Source organism: Marinobacter panjinensis, assembly GCF_005298175.1.
GTDB lineage: Bacteria > Pseudomonadota > Gammaproteobacteria > Pseudomonadales > Oleiphilaceae > Marinobacter > Marinobacter panjinensis.
This window is the reverse complement of the sequence record NZ_SZYH01000002.1, coordinates 124,687-146,582: the sequence shown is the minus strand read 5'-3', so window position 1 is coordinate 146,582 and position 21,896 is coordinate 124,687. Positions and strand designations below refer to the sequence as shown.

Annotated in this window: 19 protein-coding genes and 2 tRNA genes; 15 read left to right on the top strand and 6 right to left on the bottom strand. The window is 58.4% G+C overall.

Annotated elements, in window-relative coordinates:
• The first annotated feature begins 15 nt into the window (after positions 1 to 15).
• From FDP08_RS16980 to FDP08_RS16935, 10 genes are all read left to right on the top strand, one after another.
• On the top strand, positions 16 to 1,776 hold the full coding sequence (locus tag FDP08_RS16980) for a tetratricopeptide repeat protein (protein ID WP_137437483.1): 1,761 nt from the start codon (positions 16 to 18) through the stop codon (positions 1,774 to 1,776).
• Positions 1,773 to 2,411, top strand: a complete 639-nt coding sequence (gene lolB, locus FDP08_RS16975; protein ID WP_137437482.1) for a lipoprotein insertase outer membrane protein LolB — start codon at positions 1,773 to 1,775, stop codon at positions 2,409 to 2,411. Before FDP08_RS16980 ends, lolB begins: the two co-directional genes overlap by 4 nt.
• A complete protein-coding gene (gene ispE, locus FDP08_RS16970; protein ID WP_137437481.1) occupies positions 2,408 to 3,265 on the top strand; it encodes a 4-(cytidine 5'-diphospho)-2-C-methyl-D-erythritol kinase in 858 nt (285 codons plus the stop codon). The genes lolB and ispE overlap by 4 nt, the downstream gene beginning before the upstream one ends.
• Positions 3,266 to 3,284: 19 nt before the next feature.
• A tRNA-Gln gene (locus FDP08_RS16965) sits at positions 3,285 to 3,359 on the top strand.
• Between the two features lie 52 nt (positions 3,360 to 3,411).
• Positions 3,412 to 4,362, top strand: a complete 951-nt coding sequence (locus tag FDP08_RS16960; RefSeq protein WP_114613706.1) for a ribose-phosphate diphosphokinase — start codon at positions 3,412 to 3,414, stop codon at positions 4,360 to 4,362.
• Between the two features lie 156 nt (positions 4,363 to 4,518).
• Positions 4,519 to 5,172 carry a 50S ribosomal protein L25/general stress protein Ctc gene (locus FDP08_RS16955; RefSeq protein WP_137437480.1) on the top strand — a complete coding sequence of 218 codons (654 nt, stop codon included), beginning with the start codon at positions 4,519 to 4,521 and terminating at the stop codon, positions 5,170 to 5,172.
• Between the two features lie 39 nt (positions 5,173 to 5,211).
• Positions 5,212 to 5,799, top strand: coding sequence for an aminoacyl-tRNA hydrolase (gene pth, locus FDP08_RS16950; protein ID WP_137437479.1), 588 nt, complete (start codon positions 5,212 to 5,214; stop codon positions 5,797 to 5,799).
• 36 nt (positions 5,800 to 5,835) lie between these two features.
• A complete protein-coding gene (gene ychF / locus FDP08_RS16945; protein WP_137437478.1) occupies positions 5,836 to 6,927 on the top strand; it encodes a redox-regulated ATPase YchF in 1,092 nt (363 codons plus the stop codon).
• A gap of 89 nt (positions 6,928 to 7,016) precedes the next feature.
• Positions 7,017 to 7,093: transfer RNA gene (locus FDP08_RS16940), tRNA-Met, on the top strand.
• Between the two features lie 210 nt (positions 7,094 to 7,303).
• Positions 7,304 to 8,110 carry a PA14 domain-containing protein gene (locus FDP08_RS16935; RefSeq protein WP_137437477.1) on the top strand — a complete coding sequence of 269 codons (807 nt, stop codon included), beginning with the start codon at positions 7,304 to 7,306 and terminating at the stop codon, positions 8,108 to 8,110.
• A gap of 24 nt (positions 8,111 to 8,134) precedes the next feature.
• Here the strand turns inward: FDP08_RS16935 and FDP08_RS16930 are convergent, their stop codons facing one another.
• The 5 genes from FDP08_RS16930 to FDP08_RS16910 are packed head-to-tail and all read right to left on the bottom strand — an operon-like array spanning position 8,135 to position 13,715.
• Positions 8,135 to 9,127, bottom strand: a complete 993-nt coding sequence (locus tag FDP08_RS16930) for an oligopeptide/dipeptide ABC transporter ATP-binding protein (RefSeq protein ID WP_137437476.1) — start codon at positions 9,125 to 9,127, stop codon at positions 8,135 to 8,137.
• The gene (locus FDP08_RS16925) at positions 9,124 to 10,092 is read right to left on the bottom strand and encodes an oligopeptide/dipeptide ABC transporter ATP-binding protein (protein WP_137437475.1); all 969 of its coding nucleotides are present in this window, start codon (positions 10,090 to 10,092) and stop codon (positions 9,124 to 9,126) included. The genes FDP08_RS16930 and FDP08_RS16925 overlap by 4 nt, the downstream gene beginning before the upstream one ends.
• 19 nt (positions 10,093 to 10,111) lie before the next feature.
• Positions 10,112 to 11,044, bottom strand: coding sequence for an oligopeptide ABC transporter permease OppC (oppC, locus tag FDP08_RS16920; protein WP_228263375.1), 933 nt, complete (start codon positions 11,042 to 11,044; stop codon positions 10,112 to 10,114).
• A complete protein-coding gene (gene oppB / locus FDP08_RS16915) occupies positions 11,044 to 11,964 on the bottom strand; it encodes an oligopeptide ABC transporter permease OppB (RefSeq protein ID WP_137437474.1) in 921 nt (306 codons plus the stop codon). The genes oppC and oppB overlap by 1 nt, the downstream gene beginning before the upstream one ends.
• Positions 11,965 to 11,972: 8 nt before the next feature.
• Positions 11,973 to 13,715, bottom strand: a complete 1,743-nt coding sequence (locus FDP08_RS16910; RefSeq protein WP_137437473.1) for a peptide ABC transporter substrate-binding protein — start codon at positions 13,713 to 13,715, stop codon at positions 11,973 to 11,975.
• 150 nt (positions 13,716 to 13,865) lie between these two features.
• Here FDP08_RS16910 and FDP08_RS16905 point away from each other — a divergent pair, with 150 nt between their 5' ends.
• From FDP08_RS16905 to FDP08_RS16890, 4 genes are all read left to right on the top strand, one after another.
• Entirely contained in the window at positions 13,866 to 15,143 is a 1,278-nt protein-coding gene (locus tag FDP08_RS16905; protein ID WP_137437472.1) for an O-acetylhomoserine aminocarboxypropyltransferase/cysteine synthase family protein, read from the top strand.
• A 135-nt stretch (positions 15,144 to 15,278) separates the two neighbouring features.
• On the top strand, positions 15,279 to 16,325 hold the full coding sequence (gene lipA / locus FDP08_RS16900) for a lipoyl synthase (RefSeq protein WP_137437471.1): 1,047 nt from the start codon (positions 15,279 to 15,281) through the stop codon (positions 16,323 to 16,325).
• Between the two features lie 8 nt (positions 16,326 to 16,333).
• Positions 16,334 to 17,554, top strand: a complete 1,221-nt coding sequence (locus FDP08_RS16895; protein ID WP_137437470.1) for a methyl-accepting chemotaxis protein — start codon at positions 16,334 to 16,336, stop codon at positions 17,552 to 17,554.
• 52 nt (positions 17,555 to 17,606) lie between these two features.
• Complete coding sequence (locus FDP08_RS16890; protein WP_137437469.1) at positions 17,607 to 20,111, top strand: efflux RND transporter permease subunit; 2,505 nt, start codon at positions 17,607 to 17,609, stop codon at positions 20,109 to 20,111.
• Between the two features lie 109 nt (positions 20,112 to 20,220).
• Here the strand turns inward: FDP08_RS16890 and FDP08_RS16885 are convergent, their stop codons facing one another.
• On the bottom strand, positions 20,221 to 20,670 hold the full coding sequence (locus tag FDP08_RS16885; RefSeq protein ID WP_137437468.1) for a Spy/CpxP family protein refolding chaperone: 450 nt from the start codon (positions 20,668 to 20,670) through the stop codon (positions 20,221 to 20,223).
• 219 nt (positions 20,671 to 20,889) lie between these two features.
• Here FDP08_RS16885 and ylqF point away from each other — a divergent pair, with 219 nt between their 5' ends.
• Complete coding sequence (gene ylqF, locus FDP08_RS16880) at positions 20,890 to 21,777, top strand: ribosome biogenesis GTPase YlqF (protein WP_137437467.1); 888 nt, start codon at positions 20,890 to 20,892, stop codon at positions 21,775 to 21,777.
• Positions 21,778 to 21,896: the final 119 nt, after the last annotated feature.

Sequence of the window (21,896 nt, the reverse complement as noted above, 5' to 3'; positions counted from 1 at the left end):
ATCATGGGATGTTGCATGCAAAAGTCCGCATTACTGCTTGTTACCTGCCTGTTCGGGCTTTCCCTGTCCGGCTGCGCTTTTCTCCAGGGTGATCAGGAACAGCAACCCGACACGTCGCCGGAAAATACCGAAAACACCGGGCCTTCGGCGGAAAAGAATCAGGAACCGGAAATCCGCTACGCTGATTTCGAGCCTGAAGTGCTCTACCTGCTCCTGTCCGGCGAGATAGCCGCCCAACGCGGGCGCTTTGACGTCACTCTTGTCAATTACATGAAAGCGGCCCAGCAGTCCCGCGACAAGGCGGTGATCGAAAGAACCATGCGCATTGCCCAATCCCTCAACGCCGACAACGCCCAGAAGAAGCTGTCCACACTGTGGCTGGATGTGGACCCGGACAACATGCAGGCGCACCGGATCTCGGCCATCCAGGCGGTAAAGAACAACGATCTGGAGACTGCCCTGGGGCACATGGAGCGCATCATGGACCTGGGTGGTGATGCAGACTTTGACAGCCTCGCAGCCATGGCGGGCAACCTGCCGCCCGAACAACAGCAGGAACTGCTCCAGCTCTACCGGCAAATGGAACAACGACACCCGGGCAATGCGGAACTTCAGTACAGCATCGCCCTGCTGCTGAAAGTTACCGGAGAACCCCAGCAGGCCCTGGATAAACTGACTCCCCTGCTGAACGATGAGCCCGACTTCCAGCCCGCCCTGGTTCTTAAAGGAGACCTGCTCTACCAGACTGGCGAGAAGCGCAAGGCACTCGACCACCTCCTGCGTCACACCCGGCGCTTCCCCGACAACCGCCAGATGGGCACTCTTTATGGCCGCATGCTGATCGGCGAAGGTGAGCTGCAGGCAGCCCAGGACGAATTCAGCCGGCTGGTCAGGCGCTTCCCCAATGTACCCGGCCTACGCCTTTCCCACGCGCTTGTGGCGCTTGAGAACGGCCAGAGCGCCCTGGCAGAGGAAGAACTGACCCGGCTGATCGAACAGGGCCACCATACCGATGAAGCCCATTATTACCTGGGCCGGATTGCCGACGAGGAGGACAACACCGAGCAGGCCATCGGCTTCTACAACAACGTGGAGAAAGGTAATTATTACTTCCCCGCCCTGGCACGGGCGAGCGAACTCATGGCGAAGCAGGGCGATCTTGACGAGGCACTGGCCGCAATACAACAGCTGAGAGAGAACAACCCGGCGCAGGAAGAGAACTTCCACCTGCTGGAAATCAACCTGCTACTGGACAGGGAGGAAAACGAGCGGGCACTGAAGGCGGCCAACAAGGCCCTGGAAGACTACCCGGACAATATTCGCATCCGCTATGCGCGCGCCATGCTGCTGGACTCAATGGGCGAGTCGGCGCAGGCGGAGGCAGATCTGAGACAGATCATTGACGAGCAGCCACAGAATGCGGTTGCGCTTAATGCCCTGGGTTACATCATCACCACCCGCTCCAATCGCTACGCGGAAGCCAGGGATTACATTGAACGGGCGCTGGAAATCGACCCGGAAAACCCCGCCATCCTCGACAGCATGGGCTGGGTACTCTATCAGCAGGGTGAAACTGAAAAGGCCCTTGAGTACCTTTCACGCGCCTGGGAAGCCTATGCCGACCCGGAAGTGGCCGCCCACTTCGGCGAAGTACTCTGGCAAACCGGCGAAAAGGAACAGGCCCGCATCATCTGGGAAGAAGGCTTCGAGCAGGACCCGGACCATCCGATACTGATCGAGACCGTTGAGAGGCTTACCGGAGAGCAATCCCCGTGAGATTTCCCGCGATTGCTCTGACGCTCGCCGCCCTGATTCTGGGCGGCTGTACTTCCCTGCAGGTTGACCCGCTGCCCGAAGGCCTGACCGAGCAGCCACCGGCGGACTGGAGCACAACCAGTGCTCAACGCGACCAGTTCCGGCACTGGGAACTGACGGGCAAACTGGCTGTCCGCCAACCCTCGGACAGCGGTACTGCCGTGATCAACTATTGGAAACAGGACCAGGAAGCCTACGAACTGGCCCTGTCCTCATCCTTCCTCGGCATGGGCCGCACTACCCTTGAGGGCGTGCCCGGCTTTATCGAACTCACGCTTCCAGACGGCGAGCGGTACCAGTCCGGCGATCCGGAAGCCCTGGTCAATGCCGCCACCGGCTGGCAGCTGCCGATCGACAGCCTGGCCTGGTGGATAAGGGGCCTGCCCGGCCCTGAAGGTGATTTCCGGTTGTTCTTTGACGATCAGGACCGGCTGGCCGTCATCCGCCAGCTGGGCTGGGAAATCCGCTACGACCGCTGGCAAACGTTCATCAACGATTATCCGCCCCTGCCGGCCCGGATCACCGCAGTCAAGGGCAAGAAACGCGTAAGGCTGGTAGTGACCACCTGGCACCAGACGGATGGAGACGGCCGGTGACCCGCCTGGCATTACCCTCCCCGGCAAAGCTGAACCTGTTCCTGCACATCCTTGGTCGCCGGCCCGATGGCTACCACGAACTGCAGACCCTGTTTCAGTTTCTGGATTATGGCGACACGATCACCCTGACGCCCCGCACGGATGACCGGATCGTGCTCGAGCAATCCGTGCCCGGCGTGCCCGACGAAGACAACCTGGTCCTCCGCGCGGCCCGACAACTCGCGGCAACGGCCAACAACGAAGTTGCCGGCGTCAGCATCGCCATCGACAAAATACTGCCCATGGGCGGCGGCCTGGGTGGCGGCAGCTCCAATGCCGCCACCACGCTGCTGGGACTGAACCACCTGTGGGGTCTCGACCGCTCTCTCGACGAGCTGGCCGAGCTTGGACTGGCCCTGGGCGCCGATGTCCCGGTATTCGTTCGTGGCCACTCAGCGTGGGGTGAAGGCGTGGGTGAACGGCTTACCGACGCCAACCCTCCGGAAGACTGGTTTGTGGTTATAAAGCCACCGTGCGATATAAGCACTAAAGAGATTTTTTCCGAGCAAGGGTTGACAAGGGATACCCCCGGAATCAAAATAGCGCCCGCTTTTGAGGGAGACGCCTCGAGGTACCGAAACGACTGTGAGGATGTAGTTCGAAGACTGTATCCTGAGGTTCATCAAAGCCTGGAGTGGCTTGCACAATTCGGACCTGCAAGATTAACCGGAACCGGGGCTTGCATATTTGGACGTTTCCCGACAGAATCCGCAGCCCGGATTATCTGGGAAAGCAAACCCTCCGGCATCACGGGGTTCGTAGCTCAAGGGGTGAACATTTCACCACTTCACAAAAAGCTGACAGAGCTGAAATGATGCCAAAAAAGCACGATACTGGGGTGTCGCCAAGTGGTAAGGCAACGGGTTTTGATCCCGTCATGCGCAGGTTCGAATCCTGCCACCCCAGCCACCTTTCTCCCGCTTCTTCTGAATCAAACGCCGTTACCGAGAAGGATGCCGTCGTGTCCAAACTGATGATTTTTACCGGCAACGCCAATCCCGAGCTTGCCAAGGCCATCGCCCAGAAACTCCACATCCCCATGGGCCAGGCCACCGTTGGAACGTTCAGCGATGGTGAAACCACCGTCGAGATCAATGAAAACGTTCGCGGGCATGATGTCTTTATTATCCAGCCTACCTGCAACCCCACCAACGACAACCTGATGGAACTGATCGTGATGGCTGACGCCCTGCGTCGTGCCTCCGCCACCCGGGTTACCGCGGTTATCCCCTACTACGGCTACGCCCGTCAGGACCGCCGCGTTCGTTCCACCCGTGTTGCCATCAGCGCGAAAGTGGTTGCAGACATGATCTCCAGTATTGGCGTTGACAGGGTCCTGACACTGGACCTGCACGCAGACCAGATCCAGGGCTTCTTCGACATTCCGGTGGATAACATCTACGCCACGCCGGTAATGCTCGAGGATATCGAGAAGCAGCGTTTCGAAAACTTTGTTGTGGTATCCCCTGACGTGGGCGGCGTTGTTCGTGCCCGCGCCGTGGCCAAGCGCCTGGACGATGCCGACCTGGCCATCATCGACAAGCGCCGCCCGAAGGCCAATGTATCCCAGGTCATGCACATCATCGGTGATGTGAAAGACAAGACCTGTATCCTGGTGGACGACATCATCGATACCGCCGGCACTCTGTGCAAAGCCGCCAATGCTCTGAAAGAGCACGGGGCCTCCAAAGTGGTCGCCTATATCACACACCCCGTCCTGTCCGGACCGGCTGTTGACAACCTCAACGCTTCCGAACTGGACGAGCTGGTTGTCTGTGACACCATCCCGCTGGGTGACAAAGCGCACAATTGTGATAAGATCCGCATCCTCAGTATGGCTGGGCTGCTTGCAGAGTCCATTCGTCGCGTCAGCAACGAAGAGTCTATCAGTGCGATGTTCGAGAACGCCTGATCAGCTAACAACCTGATTTACTGAAAAGAATCCGGACCGGGAGCCCAGTGGGCTCCCGGTCTGTTTAGTCCGCCGGAAAAGCTTCCGGCATTTCGCAAATGTCACCTGTTCAGGACCTGGTCGCGGGCCGCTCGGGTGAAAAGTGAGGTTATAACCATGTCTCAGGAATTTCTTATTGAAGCATTTCCTCGTGGCGATCAGGGGAGAGGTGCGAGCCGCCGCCTGCGTCGTGAGGAACGGAAAATTCCCGCCATCGTCTATGGCGGCAAAAAAGAAGCCGTTTCTATCTCCATCTGGCACAACGAGCTGAAAAAAGCTCTGGAGAACGAAGCCTTCTTCTCTCACGTTCTGACCATCGAGCTGGACGGCAAGAAAGAAAGCGTGATCCTGAAGGATCTGCAGCGTCACCCGTACAAGCCGCTGCTGACCCACGCCGACTTCCTGCGCGTTGACAAGGATCACGAGATCCACGTTAACGTACCGCTGCACTTCCTGAACGAAGATTCTGCACCGGCCATCAAACTCCAGGGCGGCGTTGCTCACCACCAGATCAACGAAGTGGAAGTGATCTGTCTGCCGCAGAACCTGCCAGAGTTCATTGAAGTTGATATGAGCGAAGTGGAAATGGATCAGGTTATTCACCTGAGCGATCTGAAGCTGTCCAAAGGCGTTCGTATCGCTGCACTGCTGCAGGGCGAAGATCACGATCTGCCTGTTGTGGCAATCCACAAGCCTCGCGCCGCCAAAACCGAAGATACCGGTGAAGGCGAAGAAGGCGAAGAAGGTGAAGAAGGCGAAGACAAGGAGTAATCGCTCCTTTCGCTACGGTAGTGACGAGGGCAATGGCAAATGGCACAGGATATTCTCATGGTGGTGGGGCTGGGTAACCCCGGCCCCGACTATGCGAATACCCGCCATAACGCCGGCGCCCTGTTCGTCGAAGCGCTGGCCCGTGAAGCGGGCCAGACGCTGCGCCCCGAAAAGAAGTACCACGGGCTCTATGCCCGCATTCAAATGCAGGGTCTCGACCTGCACCTGTTGAATCCCTCCACCTATATGAACCGCAGCGGCCTCTCCATCAAGGCACTGGCGGACTTTTTCAAGATTCAGCCCGAACAGATTCTGGTTGCCCACGATGAGCTCGACCTCCCCCCAGGCACTGCCAAACTCAAGAAAGGCGGCGGCCACGGCGGACACAACGGCTTGCGGGACACCATTGCCCACCTGGGCACCAACGACTTCCAGCGACTGCGCATCGGCATCGGCCACCCCGGCGACAGCCGCCAGGTAACCGGCTACGTACTCGGCCGCCTGGGCAAACGGGAAACCGAAGAACTCAACGCCGTGATCGACGAGATCATCCGCGTGCTGCCGGATGCGGCCAGCGGCAAACTTCCGGCTGCGATGAATCGCTTGCACAGCTTCAAACCGGTATAATCCGGCCAAATTTTTCATACCCAGCAGAGGCATTCCATGGGATTTAACTGCGGCATCGTAGGCCTGCCGAACGTCGGCAAATCCACCCTGTTCAACGCGCTGACCAAATCCGGCATTGGCGCCGAAAACTTTCCCTTCTGCACCATCGAGCCCAACGCTGGCGTGGTTGCCATGCCTGATCCGCGCCTGAACAAGCTCGCCGAGATCGTGAAGCCGGAAAAAGTAGTCGCAACGACCATGGAGTTTGTGGACATTGCAGGCCTGGTAGAGGGCGCCTCGAAGGGCGAAGGCCTGGGAAACCAGTTCCTGGCCAACATCCGCCAGACCGACGCTATTGCCCACGTTGTGCGCTGCTTTGAAGACGACAACGTTATTCACGTCTCCAACAAAATTGATCCAGCCTCGGACATCGACGTGATCAACACCGAGCTGGCCCTTGCCGATCTGGAAACCGTCGAGAAAGCCATCAAGCGGGTCCAGCGGGTCGCCAAGAGCGGCGACAAGGAAGCCAAGGCGCAACTGGAGATGTTCGAAAAGCTGATGCCAGTTCTGAACGAAGGCAAGCCGGTGCGCAGTATGAACCTGGACAAGGACCAGATGGCACTGATCCGCGAGCTGTGCCTGCTGACCGTAAAGCCCACCATGTACATCGCCAACGTCAGCGAAGACGGCTTTGAGAACAATCCTCACCTGGATACGGTGCGCAAAATCGCCGAATCTGAAAATGCCGTCGTGGTTCCCATCTGCAACAAGATAGAAGCCGAGATCTCCGAACTCGAAGACGATGAGAAGTCGATGTTCCTGGAAGAGATGGGTATGGAAGAGCCGGGGCTGGATCGCGTTATCCGCGGCGGCTACGGCCTGCTGAACCTGCAGACCTACTTCACCGCCGGGGTGAAGGAAGTCCGTGCCTGGACCGTGAAAGTCGGTGCAACCGCGCCACAGGCCGCCGGCGTCATCCACACCGACTTCGAACGTGGTTTCATCCGCGCCGAAGTGGTGAGCTACGAAGACTTCGTCAAGTACAACGGCGAAGCCGGCGCCAAGGATGCCGGCAAGTGGCGCCTGGAAGGCAAGGAATACATCGTCCAGGACGGCGACGTCATCCACTTCCGGTTCAACGTGTAATTTTCTGAAAAAGCGGGCCCCAAGCCTTGACAGCAGGGGCCCAAATACTGAAAATACGCGCCTCGTTTGGGCTTGTCCCGCAACGAAATGGCAAGGTAGCTCAGTTGGTTAGAGCACGGCACTCATAATGCCGGGGTCGGCGGTTCGACTCCGCCCCTTGCTACCAGTATTACAAAAGGGTCCTCGCGCAAGCGTGGGCCCTTTTTTAATACATGCCCGGTTACAAACTGAATAATTCTTAATTAAACACTCCGCAGTAACGGGTCTACCCTACTCCCGATTTTTAAAGCCAGGCCGGCATACTCCATACTTTCCATTCGCATATAGGTTCGTTCTGGAAGAGCGCTCCCTGCTTAAACAATTAAAAGAGGCTCAGATGACTCTCAGCAAACTGGTCTGCATTACAGGCTGCCTTCTACTCGGCAGTAGCGCGACCATCGCCCACGCTTCCACTCCCGGGTTTTTCGGCGAGTACTACAAAGGCAATAACTTCAATTCCCTGATCCACTCCCGCGTAGACTCGGATATCAATTTCCACTGGAGCTACAGCAATCCCATGAAGGGGGTCCCGGCGGATAGCTTCAGCGTGCGCTGGAGCGGGCTGTTCACAGCCCCCCATCGAAGCGGTACGCGGAAAAATCGGTTCACCACCACCACCGACGACGGTGTTAAGCTTTATCTCGGTAACAAGGCCGTTATCGACCAATGGAAGCGCCAGGGCAAACAGCGTCATAGCCACGAGGTTTCACTGAGTGCCGGCCAACGCTTGCCGCTGATCATGGAATATTACGAAAATGAAGGCAGTGCTTTTGCATACCTGACCATTACCGATCTTGCCACTGGCGCTGACATTCCGATCTCGAAAACCGTGATCACTCCCGATTCCAAAACAGCTGCCACAAAGGAAACCGGGGCTTCAAACAATTCCATAAGTCTGTCGTGGATCGCTCCGCTTACCCGAATGGACGGTACATCGATAGCCCTCAGTGAAATTGATCATTACAGAATCCTGTATGGCAACAGCGCAAAAGAACTGGTCAACGTCCATAAATTGGATAGCGACCAGAGTTCCTACACCTTTCAGGATCTTCCCAAAGGGAACTGGTACTTTTCAATCATCGTGGTGGACCAAAGTGGCCTGGAAAGCCCCCGGTCGGGCATGGTGTCCAAATCACTGGAATAGTTCGGGGGGCTTCCAGCCAGGATCTCACTTCACATAATGGCAGGCCACCCAATGCCCTGCCCCGGTCTTGTCTTCCAGTACCGGCACTTTCCTGCTGCAATACTCCGTTGCCAGCGGGCAGCGTGTGCGAAAAACGCAGCCACTGGGCGGGTCCATGGGAGATGGCAGATCGCTTTCCAGTTCCGCTGGGGGTTTCGCCCGCTCCCTCTCCGGGTCGGGAATCGGCACGGCGGCCATCAGGGCCTGCGTGTAGGGATGTTGGGGGTTGGCGAACAGTTCAGCCCGCGTGGCGTTTTCAGCTACGTTGCCCAGATACAGCACCATCACCCGGTCGCTGATGTGTTTCACCACGCTCAGGTCGTGGGCGATGAAGATCAGTGACAGACCCATCTCCCGCTGCAGGCTCTTGAGCAGGTTGATGACCTGGGCCTGTACCGACACATCCAGCGCAGAGACGGGCTCGTCGCAGATGATCAGTTTCGGCTCCAGGATCAGTGCCCGGGCAATGCCCACCCGCTGGCACTGGCCGCCGGAGAATTCGTGGGGGTAGCGGTTCTTCTGATGGGAGTGCAGGCCGACACGGTCCATGATGGCATCCACTTTCTCCCGCACCTCGGTGCCCTTGATGTCCGGGTAGTGGGTACGCAGGGGTTCGGCAATGATGTCGCCAACGGTCATGCGGGGCGACAGGGAGGCGAGGGGGTCCTGGAACACCATCTGCAGGCGCTGGCGGCGTTTGCGGAGTTGTTTCAGACTCAGGCCGCGCAGGTCTTCGCCCAGCCAGACCACCTTCCCTGCCTGGCTGGGGACCATGCCCATGATGGCCCTTGCCAGGGTGGACTTGCCGCAGCCGGATTCGCCCACAATACCCAGTGTCTCCCCTTCATTCAGGGTAAAGCTGACGTTGTTCACCGCCCGCAGTTGCTGCGGGCGGGTCCAGGGCCAGGCGTTGCGGGGCATGATGGCAAAGGTTACCTGCAGGTTTTCAACCGCCAGCAGGGGCTGCTGTTTGCTCATCGAACGGCCTCCCGTGGCAGGTTACAGACCCTTATCCGGTCCGGCTCAAAATGCTCCGGCCGGTCCAGTTCGTGATAGCAACGGGGCTCGGCCACCGGGCAGCGACTGAAGAACGGACAGCCGGGCGGCAGATTCATCAGATTGGGCGGATTGCCGGGAATGGTGACCAGTTCGTCAATCTGCTCGTCGATACGCGGAATCGCCCCCATCAGCCCTATGGTATAGGGATGGGTAGGGTCGCGGAACAGGTCCCGGGTGGCGGCGTATTCCATCAACTGGCCGCCGTACATCACCAGGGTCTGGTCGCAGCTTCCCGCCACCACGCCCAGGTCGTGGGTGATGAGGATGATGGCGGTGTTGAATTCCTGCTGCAGCTCCCGCAGCAGGCCCATCACCTGGGCCTGCACCGTTACATCCAGGGCGGTGGTGGGTTCGTCCGCAATCAACAGCTGTGGACGGCACAGCAGGGACATCGCAATCATCACCCGCTGGCGCATACCACCGGAAAATTCATGGGGATACCGGTGGATGCGGTTGCGGGCCTCCGGGATACGCACCGCATCCAGCATCTGCAGAGACTCCTGGAGCGCCTGTTTGCGGCTGATGCCCTTGTGCTGCACCAGCACCTCGCTGAGCTGGTCGCTGACCTTCATGAAGGGGTTCAGGGAGGTCATCGGGTCCTGGAAGATCATGCCAATGCGGGCCGCGCGGATCCGGTTCATACGTTTTTCCGACAGGCCGAGCAGTTGTTCGCCTTCAAACAGCACCTCGCCACTCACCCGGGCGTTGTCTGGCAGCAGACCCATCAGGGCAAACACGCCCTGACTCTTGCCGGCGCCGGACTCCCCCACGATCCCCAGAGTCTGCCCGGCCTCCAGTTGGTAGCTCAGCCCCCTCACCGCCTGCAGGGTGCCATCCGGCGTGTCGAAATCCACTTTCAGGTTGTTTACTTCCAGCATTGCCATAGAACAGGTTCCTGCCGGCTCAGCGGTCTTTGGGGTCGAGGGCATCCCGCAGCCCATCGCCGAGGAAATTGAAACAGAACAGGGTGAGCACCAGCATCAGCATTGGAAAGATCAGCGTCCATGGGGCAGTCCACATGGCATCCGCCCCCTCGGAAATCAGCGCGCCCCAGGAGGTGTGGGGTTCCGACACCCCCAGCCCGAGGAACGAGATAAAGGACTCGAACAGGATCATTTCCGGCACCAGCAGAGTGGCGTAGACAATCACAACCCCCAGCACATTGGGCACGATGTGGCGGATAACGATCAGGAAGGGATGCACACCCACGGCCATGGCGGCCTCGATGTACTCCTTACGCTTGAGACTGAGGGTCTGGCCGCGGACGATACGGGCCATGTTCAGCCAGCTCACCGCGCCAATGGCGATAAAGATCAGCAGCACATTGCGCCCGAAGACCGCCATCAGCACAATCACCAAGAACATGAACGGGAAGGCACTGAGCACTTCCAGGGTACGCATCATGATGGCGTCGGTACGCCCGCCCACGTAGCCGGAGATGGCGCCATACAGCGTGCCGATAATTACCGCCGTCAGTGCCCCGAGCACACCCACCAACAGGGATATCCGGCTGCCCTGCACCGTGCGCTGGTACAGATCGCGGCCAATGGGGTCCAGACCGAAGTAGTGCTGGCTGGCCAGGCTCGGCACGCCGTCTTCATCCAGGTTCGGCAGGCTGGCCCAGTCGATGGACTCGTTGTCCCAGGGTGACAGGTGCTGGCCAAAAGCCGCAAACAACAGCAGCAGTGCCAGTACCACCAGGCTTGCCAGCGCTGCCCGGTGGTTCATGAACCGCCGACGGGCGTCGCGCCACAGGCTGCGGCCTTCGGTATAGGCGTCGTCTGCCAGGGTGTCCGCCAGCTCACCCATTCCGGCGTGCTTGTCAGAGAAAAACATCAGTAACGCACCCTCGGGTCCAGCCAGGTGTAAAGAATATCCACCACAGCGTTAAACACGATGGTGAGTATGCCCACCAGAATGGTGATTCCGAGTATCAGCGAATAATCGCGATTGATGGCGCCGTTGACGAAGTGCTGGCCGATACCACCAGTAGAGAACACCTGGTCAATAATCACCGAGCCGGTAATGATGCCGACAAACGCTGGCCCCAGATAGGACACCACCGGGATCAGCGCCGGTTTGAGGGCATGGCGCAGTACAATCTTGTGCCGGGGTATCCCCTTGGCCCGGGCAGTGCGGATAAACGGACTGCGCAGGGTCTCGATCATGCTGCTGCGGGTGATCCTCGCCACCTGGGCAATATAGGACGTCGCCATGGCGATGATGGGCATCACAATGTACTCCACCTGCCCGCCTTCCCAGCCGCCGGCGGGCAGCCAGCGCAGGGTGACGGCAAACAGCAGAACCAGTAGCGGCGCCATCACGAAGTTGGGAAAGACCACGCCAGTCATGGCAGCGGTCATAACGGTGTAGTCCGGCCAGCGGTTCTGTTTCAGGGCGGCGAGGACACCCAGCCCGACTCCGAACACCACCACGAACAGGAAAGACCAGGCACCGATGTAGGCGGACCGGGGAAAACTGGACTCGATCAGCTCATTGACGGTGAAGTCCTTGTAGCGGAACGAGGGCCCCAGATCACCCTGGGCGACGTTACCCACGTAGATGAAATACTGCTGCCACAGGGGCTTATCCAGGTTGTACTTGGCCTCGATGTTTTCCATCACCGCTTCCGGCACATTACGCTCATTGGTAAACGGGCCACCCGGCGCTGCGTGCATCAGCACGAACGAGACGGTAATCAACGCCAGAACGGTGGGGACCGCAACCAGCAAACGCCGGATTATGAAACTGAACATGGCTTCCCTCAGTCCGCAGTGATGTACATATCCTTGCTGTATATGATATTTCGGGGGTTATTCTCCGGGTAGCCTTTCAGCATCGGGCTTACCAGGGCCACCGTGGTGTTGAAATACACCGGCGCCACCGGGAATTCCTGCCACAGGATTTCTTCCGCCCGCACGTAATAGGGGTTCGGATCCTCGCTGGAACGGGCGTCCAGCAGCAGCTGATCGTATTCGGGATTACTCCAGCCGCCATCATTATTGCCGCTGTCACTGGTTAACAGCGTCAGGAAGGTGGAGGCTTCATTGTAGTCCCCTTTCCAGCCATGGCGGGCCATACCGAAGTTGCCGGCCTGTTTTTCCGAGAGGAACGTCTTCCATTCCAGGTTGCTGATGGTGACGTTTGCCCCCAGTTTTTCCTTCCACATCTGGCTGATTACAATGGCTAGCGCCTTGTGGCTTTCATCGGTGTTGTAAAGCAATTCAAATTCCAGCGGGTGGTCCTCGGTATAGCCCGCTTTCGCAAGCTCCTGTCGTGCTGCCTCGTCACGCTCTGGCTGGCTCCAGGTGGCGTAGTCCGGTTGCCGGAAATCGAAGCCACTGACGTACGGCGGCGTCAGGCTGAAAGCAGGCATCTGTTCGCCACGGGTGATGTAGCTGACGATAATGTTTCGGTCGATGGCGTAGGTCAGGGCCCGGCGAACGCGCACGTCATCAAACGGCGACCGGTTGACGTTAAACGTATACATATAGGTGGCAATGCTGGGAGCCATCACCAGCTCATCGGGCCGCTCCTTCTTCAGCCGAGCCATCTGGGATACCGGCACCGTGGATGTCATGTGAAGCTCACCACTGGCATAACGCTGGAGTTCTGCCGAAGCCGACTCAATGGGCACGTACACCACGCGGTCGATAATGGTTTGATCATCCCTGCGGTAATAGGGGTTGCGGGCGGCCACGAGCTTCTCGCCCAGATGCCAGGTGTGCAGCAGGTAGGCACCGTTGGAGACCATATTTCCCGGCTTGGTCCAGTCCGCGCCGTGGGCTTCGATAGCCTGTCGGGGGGCGGGAAACATGGTGTAGTGCACGGTCATGTCCGGCAGGTAAGTGATGGGTTCGGCCAGGGACACCTCGAAGGTGAAATCGTCAAGGGCACGCACACCCAGTGTTTCCGGTGATTTCTCCCCGGCGATGATCTCACCGGCATTGGCCACCCCGGCGGATTCGATGTAATAAGCGTAGTTGGACCCCAGCTCGGGATCCACGGCCCGGCGCCAACTGTATACAAAGTCGTGGGCGGTTACGCCTGTGCCATCACTCCAGCGGCCATCTTCCCGCAGGTGAAAGGTCCACGTCAGGTTGTTATCCGACGAAGCCCAGGACTTAGCCAGCGCGGGTTCGGTGTCACCATCGGGACCGCTGCGGGTCAGCCCTTCGAACAGATCGACTACAATGGCGCCCCCCACGGTATCCTGCACCAGTTGAGGATCCAGCGACGCTGGCTCACTTGCATTGCCCCGCACAAGCACCTGCTTGCGGGCCAATCTCTCGCCGGTTTCCGGGTGCTCCCGAAGGCGCGCTTCCGGGGCACTGATATCAGTAGCAGCCAGGGCTGCAACACCGGCTTTTCCCTTGCCCTCTCCACCGCAGGCCGCCAGTGCCAGCAATACCAGCAAAATCAGAACAGACTGAACCGAGTGCCGTACGTCACTCCCGGACAGCCCGCACCTCTGGATGATTTTTGTTTGCTGGTTGATAAGGGTCATATCTGATCGAAGCTAGCGCGAAATCAGGGAAGTCACAAGCCAATGACACAAACATGAAACTCTGCTCACAATCGGCTGCCTGTGGCATACTCTCCCGGAGATGTTCTGCCTCAATACCAGTACCCACCAAAACAAAAGGGATGCACTATCATGAAACCCGAAACTATCGCCCTCCACGCGGGCTTTAACGGCGACCCAACCACCAACGCCGCTACCACTCCCATTTACCAGACCACTTCTTACACCTTTGACGACACCCAGCATGGTGCCGACCTGTTTGACCTGAAGGTCCAGGGCAACATCTATACCCGCATCATGAACCCCACCAACGCCGTACTGGAAGAGCGCATGGCGCAGCTGGAAGGCGGCGTGGGGGCGCTTGCGGTGGCATCGGGCATGGCTGCTATCCTTTATGCCCTGCAGACCATCTGCAAGGTGGGCAATAACATTGTCAGCACCGGCCAGCTTTATGGCGGCACCTATAACCTGTTTGCCCACTCGCTGCCGAACCAGGGTATCGACTGCCGCATGGTAAGGCACGATGACTTCGACGCCGTAGACAAAGCCATAGACGACAACACCCGCGCCCTGTTCTGCGAATCCATTGGTAATCCGGCGGGCAACGTGGTGGATATTCAGCGCTGGGCGGAAATCGCCCACAAGCACGGTATTCCGCTCATCGTCGACAACACAGTGGCAACACCGTTCCTGTGCCGCCCTATCGAGCATGGGGCTGATATCGTCGTTCACTCACTGACCAAATACATCGGCGGCCACGGCACTACCGTTGCCGGTGTGGTGGTCGATTCCGGAAAATTTGACTGGGCAGCCAACAAGGCGAAGTTTTCAATGCTCAATGAACCGGACCCGTCCTACCATGGCGTGGTGTATACCGAAGCCTTGGGCGCTGCTGCCTTCATCGGTCGCTGCCGTGTGGTTCCGCTGCGAAACACCGGTGCTGCGCTGGCGCCCTTTAATGCTTTCCTGATCATGCAAGGCCTGGAAACCCTTGGCCTGCGTATGGAGCGCCACTGCGAGAACGCGGAAAAAGTGGCCAACTACCTGCAGGAGCACCCGGCCGTTGAGTGGGTGAACTACGCCACCCTGGCAGACAGCCCCTACAAGGCTACCTGCGACAAGATCTGTGGTGGCCGCGCTTCTGGCATCCTCAGCTTCGGCATCGCGGGTGGCAAAGAAAACGGCGCAAAGTTTATCGATGCCCTGCAACTGATTTACCGCCTGGTGAATATTGGCGACGCCAAGTCCCTGGCCTGCCATCCGGCCACCACCACTCACCGGCAACTCAACCCGGAAGAGCTGGAAAGTGCCGGCGTCAGTGAGGATCTCGTGCGGCTGTCTATTGGCATTGAGCATGTGGATGACATCATTGCCGATATCAGTCAGGCGCTGGACAAGGCCACGGCCTGAAACGGCAACCGGGTACGACGAATGTCGTGCCCGGAATCCCCGTGATTATCCGTACCTGTCTTGTATCCTTCGCGGGTGCGGATTACCCTTTAAGATCAGCCAAGCCCCGAGTCAGCCGCAAAGAGTCCAGTTGTAATGAGCGATAACGCCAAACCCCGTGTCACCAGTGGTTCCAAGTTCCGCAATGAACATGGTTTTTCCGCCATCAAGGACGGAATCAAACGGTCGGGTTCGGGCATTATCGACACAGGAACCCAGCGCAAACCCTCCTGGTTGCGGGCCCGTATGCCCGGTGGCGAGCGTTATGAGTCCGTTCGCAAGAACGTCAGCGAACACCGCCTGAGCACGGTGTGCCAGGAATCCCACTGCCCCAACATCGGTGAGTGCTGGACCAACGGCACCGCCACCATCATGGTTATGGGCTCCGTCTGCACCCGCGCATGCCGCTTCTGCGCCGTCGACACCGGTAACCCCAAAGGCTGGCTGGACCATGAAGAGCCGGAGAACACCGCCAAATCCGTGGAACTCATGGGTCTGCGCTATATCGTGCTCACCTCAGTGGACCGGGACGACCTGGACGACGGTGGCGCAGCCCACTACGCAGCGTGTGTATCCGCCATCAAGCAACGCACACCACACGTAGCCGTTGAAGCCCTGACGCCGGATTTCGATGCGGTGATGGAACACGTCGAGAAGGTAGTGGACTCCGGACTGGACGTTTTTGCCCAGAATGTGGAAACCGTGAAACGCCTGACCACCCATGTGCGGGACCCGCGCGCCGGCTATGAAAAAACCCTCAGCGTGCTGGCCCATGCCAAGAAATACCGTCCGGACGTGCTTACCAAGACCAGCCTGATGCTGGGTCTGGGTGAAACCGAGGAAGAAATACTGGAGACCATGGACGACCTGCTGGCCGTCGGTGTGGATATCCTGACCCTGGGCCAGTACCTGCGCCCCACCCAGAACCACCTGCCGGTCGAGAAGTACGTTACCCCGGAAGACTTCAACCGCTACCGTGAAATCGGCCTGGAGAAAGGCTTCATGGAAGTGCCCTCAGGGCCCATGGTGCGCTCGAGCTATCGAGCCGACCGGGTGTTCGAGAAGAACAACCTTGGCCTTGCCGTGCCGGAAGTTCCCGCTTCATCTAAAGCACAGCAAATCCCCGTAAAAGCCGTTGACTGAGAACCTCCATGCTACAACTGCTCAGAAATGCCCGGCTTAAATACAAGTTCTGGCTGCTCAATATTGTTGTGTTCGTGGTGCTCTGCCTGCTGGTGCTCTACGCCATGAACACCATTGCCGGGCTGACTGACCAGTCCTTCTCAGCCGTTTTCAGCGAAACCGCCGGAGGCTTCGCACTGGTGGTCACCGTGTTGATGGTACTGGAGATGGCCGGCTCGCAACTGCTGATTTCCTTTATCGAACGACACGTGTACCGCCTGAAAACGACCATGGTTTCGGTTCAGGCTTCCGGCAATCTGAGCGAACGGGCTCACGTTGACTCCACGGACGAAATCGGGGAGATGGCCCAGGCCTTCAACGCCATGCAGGACCGCACCATGGGTGTGGTCAAAAGCATGAAACAGGCGATCGACCACCTGCACAATGAGGTTCGGGCACTGACAACCGCGGCGGAAGCCCGCAGGGACGACCTGAGCCGCCAGCAGTCCGGCGCCGACCGCAGCGCCGAGGTCGTCGAAGCCATGCTTCAGAGCTTTACCGGCATTGCTGAACAGGCCGGTATTGCCAAGACCCTGTCCCACGAAGCCAGAAACACCGCCGTTGATGGCAGCGAGCGGGTCAGCCGCAGTGCGGACTCCATCCGTCAGTTGGCAACGGCCATCCAGACATCGGCAAACAGTGTTCAGGCGCTGGCCGAAAACAGCCACGAAATCAGTCACGCGGTTGCCGAAATCAAGGGCATTGCCGAACAGACCAACCTGCTGGCATTGAACGCCGCCATTGAAGCGGCCCGGGCCGGGGAACAGGGCCGGGGGTTTGCCGTGGTGGCGGACGAAGTTCGCAACCTGGCGCAGCGGGTTCAGGATTCCACCGACCAGATTCAGGGCACCATCGACCGCCTGCTCACCGCCATGGACGCCGCCGTCACCCAGATGACCGGCAGTTCAGAAGACGCGTCCCGTTGTGTAGATGAATCCGAAGAAGCCCGCAAATCCCTGGATGCCATCAACTCGGTCGTCAGCCGCATCGACGAGACCAACCAGGAAATTGCCAACGTCTCCGCCGACCAGACGGCTTCTACCGACCAGGTGCTGGCCAACGTTCAAAGCATCCGCGACACCACCGAAAGCATGGTCACCCAGCTCACCGAAAGTGCGGATATGAGTAAGCGCCTGAAACAGTTGATCGATTCCCTCGAAGAAGCGTCAAACAGAGTCACCGTCAACTGACACTTTGTGGCACACTCTGCACTCGTTTCCATTGTGAAGGGTGCTCTTTTCGATGTCCTGGCTTCGATCGTTTTATGACCGGCTGATTTTCCCCCGTCCCGTTGTGATTCTTCTGCTGTTCGGTGTGCTGCTGGTGATTGCCAGCCTGCGGCTGGACCAGTTCCGTCTGGACGCCTCGGCCGAATCCCTGGTTCTCGAGAACGACCGCTCCCTGGAGCAGTATCGGGAGGTGAACCGGCGGTTCACTAACTCCGACGACTTTCTGGTGGTCACCTTTACACCCAACGAAGAGCTGTTCAGTGAGGAGGGCCTGGCACTGTTGGCGTCTCTGCGGGATGACCTGGCGGCACTGGACAACGTCAGCTCCACCAACAGCATACTCAACGTTCCCCTGCTTCACAGCCCGGACCTGACCCTGGACACTGTGGATTCCGAGATAAAAACAATCGACGAGAATGGGGTTGAACCCGAAACCGCCCGCAAGGCCCTGCTCAGTAACCCCCTTTACCCCAACCTGTTGATCAGCGAGGACGGACGCACCACCGCGATACAGGTCAACCTGCCCACCCCGGAACGCTATTTTGAGTTGCTGTATGAGCGCAACAGCCTGCGGGACAGGGTCGACAGCGGCGACGCTACCGAAGAAGAACAGCAACGACTGGAAGCCGTGAGCCAGGAATTTATCGAGTTCACCGAAGCCCAGGGTGAAGAGCGTGACCGCACCATCGACAACGTTCGCGCCATTCTCGACAGCTACCGGGACCGGGCCGAAATTTACCTGGGCGGCGTACCAATGATCGTCGCGGACATGATTCGCTTTATCGAGAACGATCTTTCCACCTTTGGCATCGGCGTACTGGTATTCCTGCTGCTGACCCTGGCCATCATTTTCCGCCAGTGGCGCTGGGTCGTGGTGCCGTTGCTGTGTTGCAGCTTTACTGTCTGGCTGGTGGTCGGTTACCTGAGCTGGGTGCGCTGGCCGGTAACGGTCATCTCCTCCAACTTCGTATCGCTGTTGCTGATCATGACCCTGTCGCTGACCATCCACCTGATCGTCCGCTACCGGGAATTCCAGCACGATGAGCCGGATGCCCCGCCCAGGGAAATCCTTCGCAATACTCTGCTGGCGATGATCAAGCCCTGCTTCTACATGGCCACTACTACCATCGTCGCTTTTGGCTCGCTCACCTTCAGTGGCATCCGCCCGGTCATCGATTTCGGCTGGATGATGACCATTGGCCTGGCCGTGGCTTTTCTCATCACCTTCGTGATCTTCCCGGCGCTGCTGGCGCTGTTGCCGCCACCGGTGGACGACCGGGTGCGCTCGGACCGGGTTCCCTTTACCGACATGTTTGCACGGTTTACGGAGCACTATGGCAAAACCGTACTGGTCGGATCTGGCATCCTCGCCATACTCTGCGTCATCGGCCTCAACCGCCTGTCAGTGGAAAACAGCTTCATCGACTACTTCAAGTCCAGCACTGAAATCCACCAGGGCATGATCACCATCGACGACCGCCTGGGCGGCACCACACCGCTGGACGTGGTAATAACGGACGACAAGCCCCCGGAAAGCGCCAGCGGCGGTGACCCCTTCGCCAGCGACTGCGACCCGTTTGTGGACGACTGCGACGGCGCTGAGGAGTACCGGGATACCTGGTTCACCTATCAGAAGATGGACCGCCTGAGCAAGGTACACGATTATCTGGACAGCCTGGCGGCAACCGGCAAGGTACAGTCGATCAAAACCACGCTGGACATACTGGCCCAGGTCAACGGCGGCGAGCCCCTGAACGCCCTGGAGCTGGCCTTTGTGCCCTCGGCGGTGCCGGACGATCTGCAGAATATCCTGCTGACACCCTACATCAGCGAGGAACACGACCAGGCCCGTTTCAGTATCCGCATTCTGGAGACCTCACCGGACTTGCGCCGCCAGGCGTTGCTGGACCGCATACGTACTCACCTGACCGAAGAAATGGGCTTTGAATACGACCAGATCCAGCTCACGGGGATGACGGTGATGTACAACAACATGCTGCAAAGCCTGTTCGAGTCCCAGATCAAGACGTTGGGCGTGGTATTCCTGGCCATCATGATCATGTTCCTTATCCTGTTCCGGTCGATAAAGCTGGCGCTGATCGGTATGGCGCCGAATCTGATTGCCGCGGGCTCGGTGCTGGGTCTGATGGGCTGGCTGGGTATTCCGCTGGATATGATGACGATTACGGTAGCGGCGATTACCGTGGGGATTGCGGTGGACGATACCATTCACTACATCCACCGCTTCAAGACCGAGTTCGAGAAAGACGGCGACTACATCGCCACGATGCACCGCTGCCACCGCAGTATCGGGCAGGCGATGTTCTTCACCTCGCTGACGATCATCACCGGCTTCTCGATCCTGGTGCTGTCGAACTTTATCCCGACCATCTACTTCGGTTTGTTCACCGGCTTCGCCATGTTTATGGCGCTGGTCGGCGCTCTCACGTTGCTGCCACGGCTTATCGTGTTGTTTAAGCCGTTTGGTGTTTCTGGAGGCCCGCCCCGCCGCGACTGACTCATAAAAAGCAGGCTACAGGTACAAAAAAACCGCCCAAGCGATAAGCCAAGGCGGTCTCTTCCAGGCTCCGGGCGTTAACCCGGAGGCCAGGCAAAGCTAACGGGGCTTACTGCATACCCTGCGGTTGCTGCTGCATCTGGCGGCGCTGTTGCATCTGCTGCTGCATTTGCTGCATGCGCTTGTTCAGCTCTTCACGCTGCGCCTCAGTGAATACCGCATCCACCTTGGCCTGCATCAGAGTCGACATTGCTGTCATCTCGCCGGTTACATCACCAAGCTTCTCTGCGTTTTCACGAATCGCGTCTTCATCGTAATCCGGCTTGATCTGGGCCTGGATCTGCTGCTGCAGTTGCTGGGCTTCGCCCTGAAGCTCCTGAATCTCAGCCTGCATCTCTTCGATGATGCCGCGGATTTCTTTCTGCTGGTCTTCGCTCAGGCCAACCATCTGTGCCAGCTGATCAACCTGGTCCGGCTGCCCGCCAGATTGCTGGGCCATCGCCGGAGAAGACAGCCCGAGTGCAATCAGGGCAATTCCGAACAGTTTCACGAGCTTCATAGATATCTCCACTAATCGATTATTGAGTCGCTTCAGGTTTTCGAGCCCTACACCCTAAAACAAAACAACCGGGCATTTCATCCCGAACCCCCCTCTTTTTGTACACACTTCACACCCAGGAAACCCTCAACTCCCGCCACAGGCGGGTTGAGAGAAATGTGAAAATTTAGTCATTCCCGTCCATAATGGCGCCGTTCAGTCATTTCCGGAGTAACAAACATGGCCATTAACTGGTTTCCAGGGCATATGCACAAGGCCCGCAAGGAAATCAAAAAGATAATGCCCCAGATGGATCTCATCATTGAGGTCGTGGACGCACGCCTGCCCTTCAGCAGTGAAAACCCACTGGTCCCTGCCCTGCGCGGCGATACACCGGTGATAAAGGTACTCAACAAACGCGACCTTGCCGACCCGGACATCACCGAACGATGGCTGACCTGGCTGGAGAAGGAACGGGGCGTTCGTGCCATCACCATGACCCATAACCAGCGCGGTGAAGCCCTTGATATCCTGCGCCTGGCGGGAGAAATGACACCGGGACATGACCGTCAGAAGCGGGCCCTGCGGGTGATGATTCTGGGCATTCCCAATGTCGGCAAATCCACGCTGATCAATACCATTGCTGGCCGACCTGCCGCCAAGACCGGTAACGAACCCGCCGTGACGCGGGCTCAGCAGGCCATCAAGCTGCCAGATAATATATTGTTGTACGACACTCCCGGTTTTCTCTGGCCAAAGCTGTCACCGGAAGCCTGTGGCTACCGCCTGGCCATCAGTGGCGCCATCCGCAGTGCAGTCATCGAATTCGAGGACGTGGCGATGTTCGAGGCGGACTATCTGCTGGAAGCCTATCCGGGGCTGGTGATGGCACGCTACGGATTTGAGGAAAGGCCACAGGACGGACTGGCCCTGATGGACGGCATTGCATTGAAGCGACGATTCCTTGGTCGGGGTGGTGTTCCGGACCTGCACAAGGTGTCTGAGATACTGCTCAATGAATTCCGATCCGGCAAACTGGGGCGCATTTCCCTGGAAACACCTGAGATGGTGGAAAAAGAGACCCGGGAAGAGGCCGAGCGCCAACAGGCCAAAAATGAAAAACCCTGACGCCTCCTTCAGGCATTGGTTCCTCCCTTACCAAGGTCAAATACCGTCCGAACGCCAAAGCGCCTAGACTGGTAGTTATAGTCAGACGCAAAAAGGATCCGCCCGGTTTTCGGAGCAGA

Bases quoted from the DNA above. Each gene is read 5' to 3' on its own strand.
- FDP08_RS16980 (WP_137437483.1), top strand. From the start codon at position 16: ATGCAAAAGTCCGCATTACTGCTTGTTACCTGCCTGTTCGGGCTTTCC.
- FDP08_RS16955 (WP_137437480.1), top strand. From the start codon at position 4,519: ATGTCTCAGGAATTTCTTATTGAAGCATTTCCTCGTGGCGATCAGGGG.
- pth (WP_137437479.1), top strand. From the start codon at position 5,212: ATGGCACAGGATATTCTCATGGTGGTGGGGCTGGGTAACCCCGGCCCC.
- ychF (WP_137437478.1), top strand. From the start codon at position 5,836: ATGGGATTTAACTGCGGCATCGTAGGCCTGCCGAACGTCGGCAAATCC.
- FDP08_RS16935 (WP_137437477.1), top strand. From the start codon at position 7,304: ATGACTCTCAGCAAACTGGTCTGCATTACAGGCTGCCTTCTACTCGGC.
- FDP08_RS16930 (WP_137437476.1), bottom strand. From the start codon at position 9,127: ATGAGCAAACAGCAGCCCCTGCTGGCGGTTGAAAACCTGCAGGTAACC.
- FDP08_RS16925 (WP_137437475.1), bottom strand. From the start codon at position 10,092: ATGGCAATGCTGGAAGTAAACAACCTGAAAGTGGATTTCGACACGCCG.
- oppC (WP_228263375.1), bottom strand. From the start codon at position 11,044: ATGTTTTTCTCTGACAAGCACGCCGGAATGGGTGAGCTGGCGGACACC.
- oppB (WP_137437474.1), bottom strand. From the start codon at position 11,964: ATGTTCAGTTTCATAATCCGGCGTTTGCTGGTTGCGGTCCCCACCGTT.
- FDP08_RS16910 (WP_137437473.1), bottom strand. From the start codon at position 13,715: ATGACCCTTATCAACCAGCAAACAAAAATCATCCAGAGGTGCGGGCTG.
- FDP08_RS16905 (WP_137437472.1), top strand. From the start codon at position 13,866: ATGAAACCCGAAACTATCGCCCTCCACGCGGGCTTTAACGGCGACCCA.
- lipA (WP_137437471.1), top strand. From the start codon at position 15,279: ATGAGCGATAACGCCAAACCCCGTGTCACCAGTGGTTCCAAGTTCCGC.
- FDP08_RS16895 (WP_137437470.1), top strand. From the start codon at position 16,334: ATGCTACAACTGCTCAGAAATGCCCGGCTTAAATACAAGTTCTGGCTG.
- FDP08_RS16890 (WP_137437469.1), top strand. From the start codon at position 17,607: ATGTCCTGGCTTCGATCGTTTTATGACCGGCTGATTTTCCCCCGTCCC.
- FDP08_RS16885 (WP_137437468.1), bottom strand. From the start codon at position 20,670: ATGAAGCTCGTGAAACTGTTCGGAATTGCCCTGATTGCACTCGGGCTG.
- ylqF (WP_137437467.1), top strand. From the start codon at position 20,890: ATGGCCATTAACTGGTTTCCAGGGCATATGCACAAGGCCCGCAAGGAA.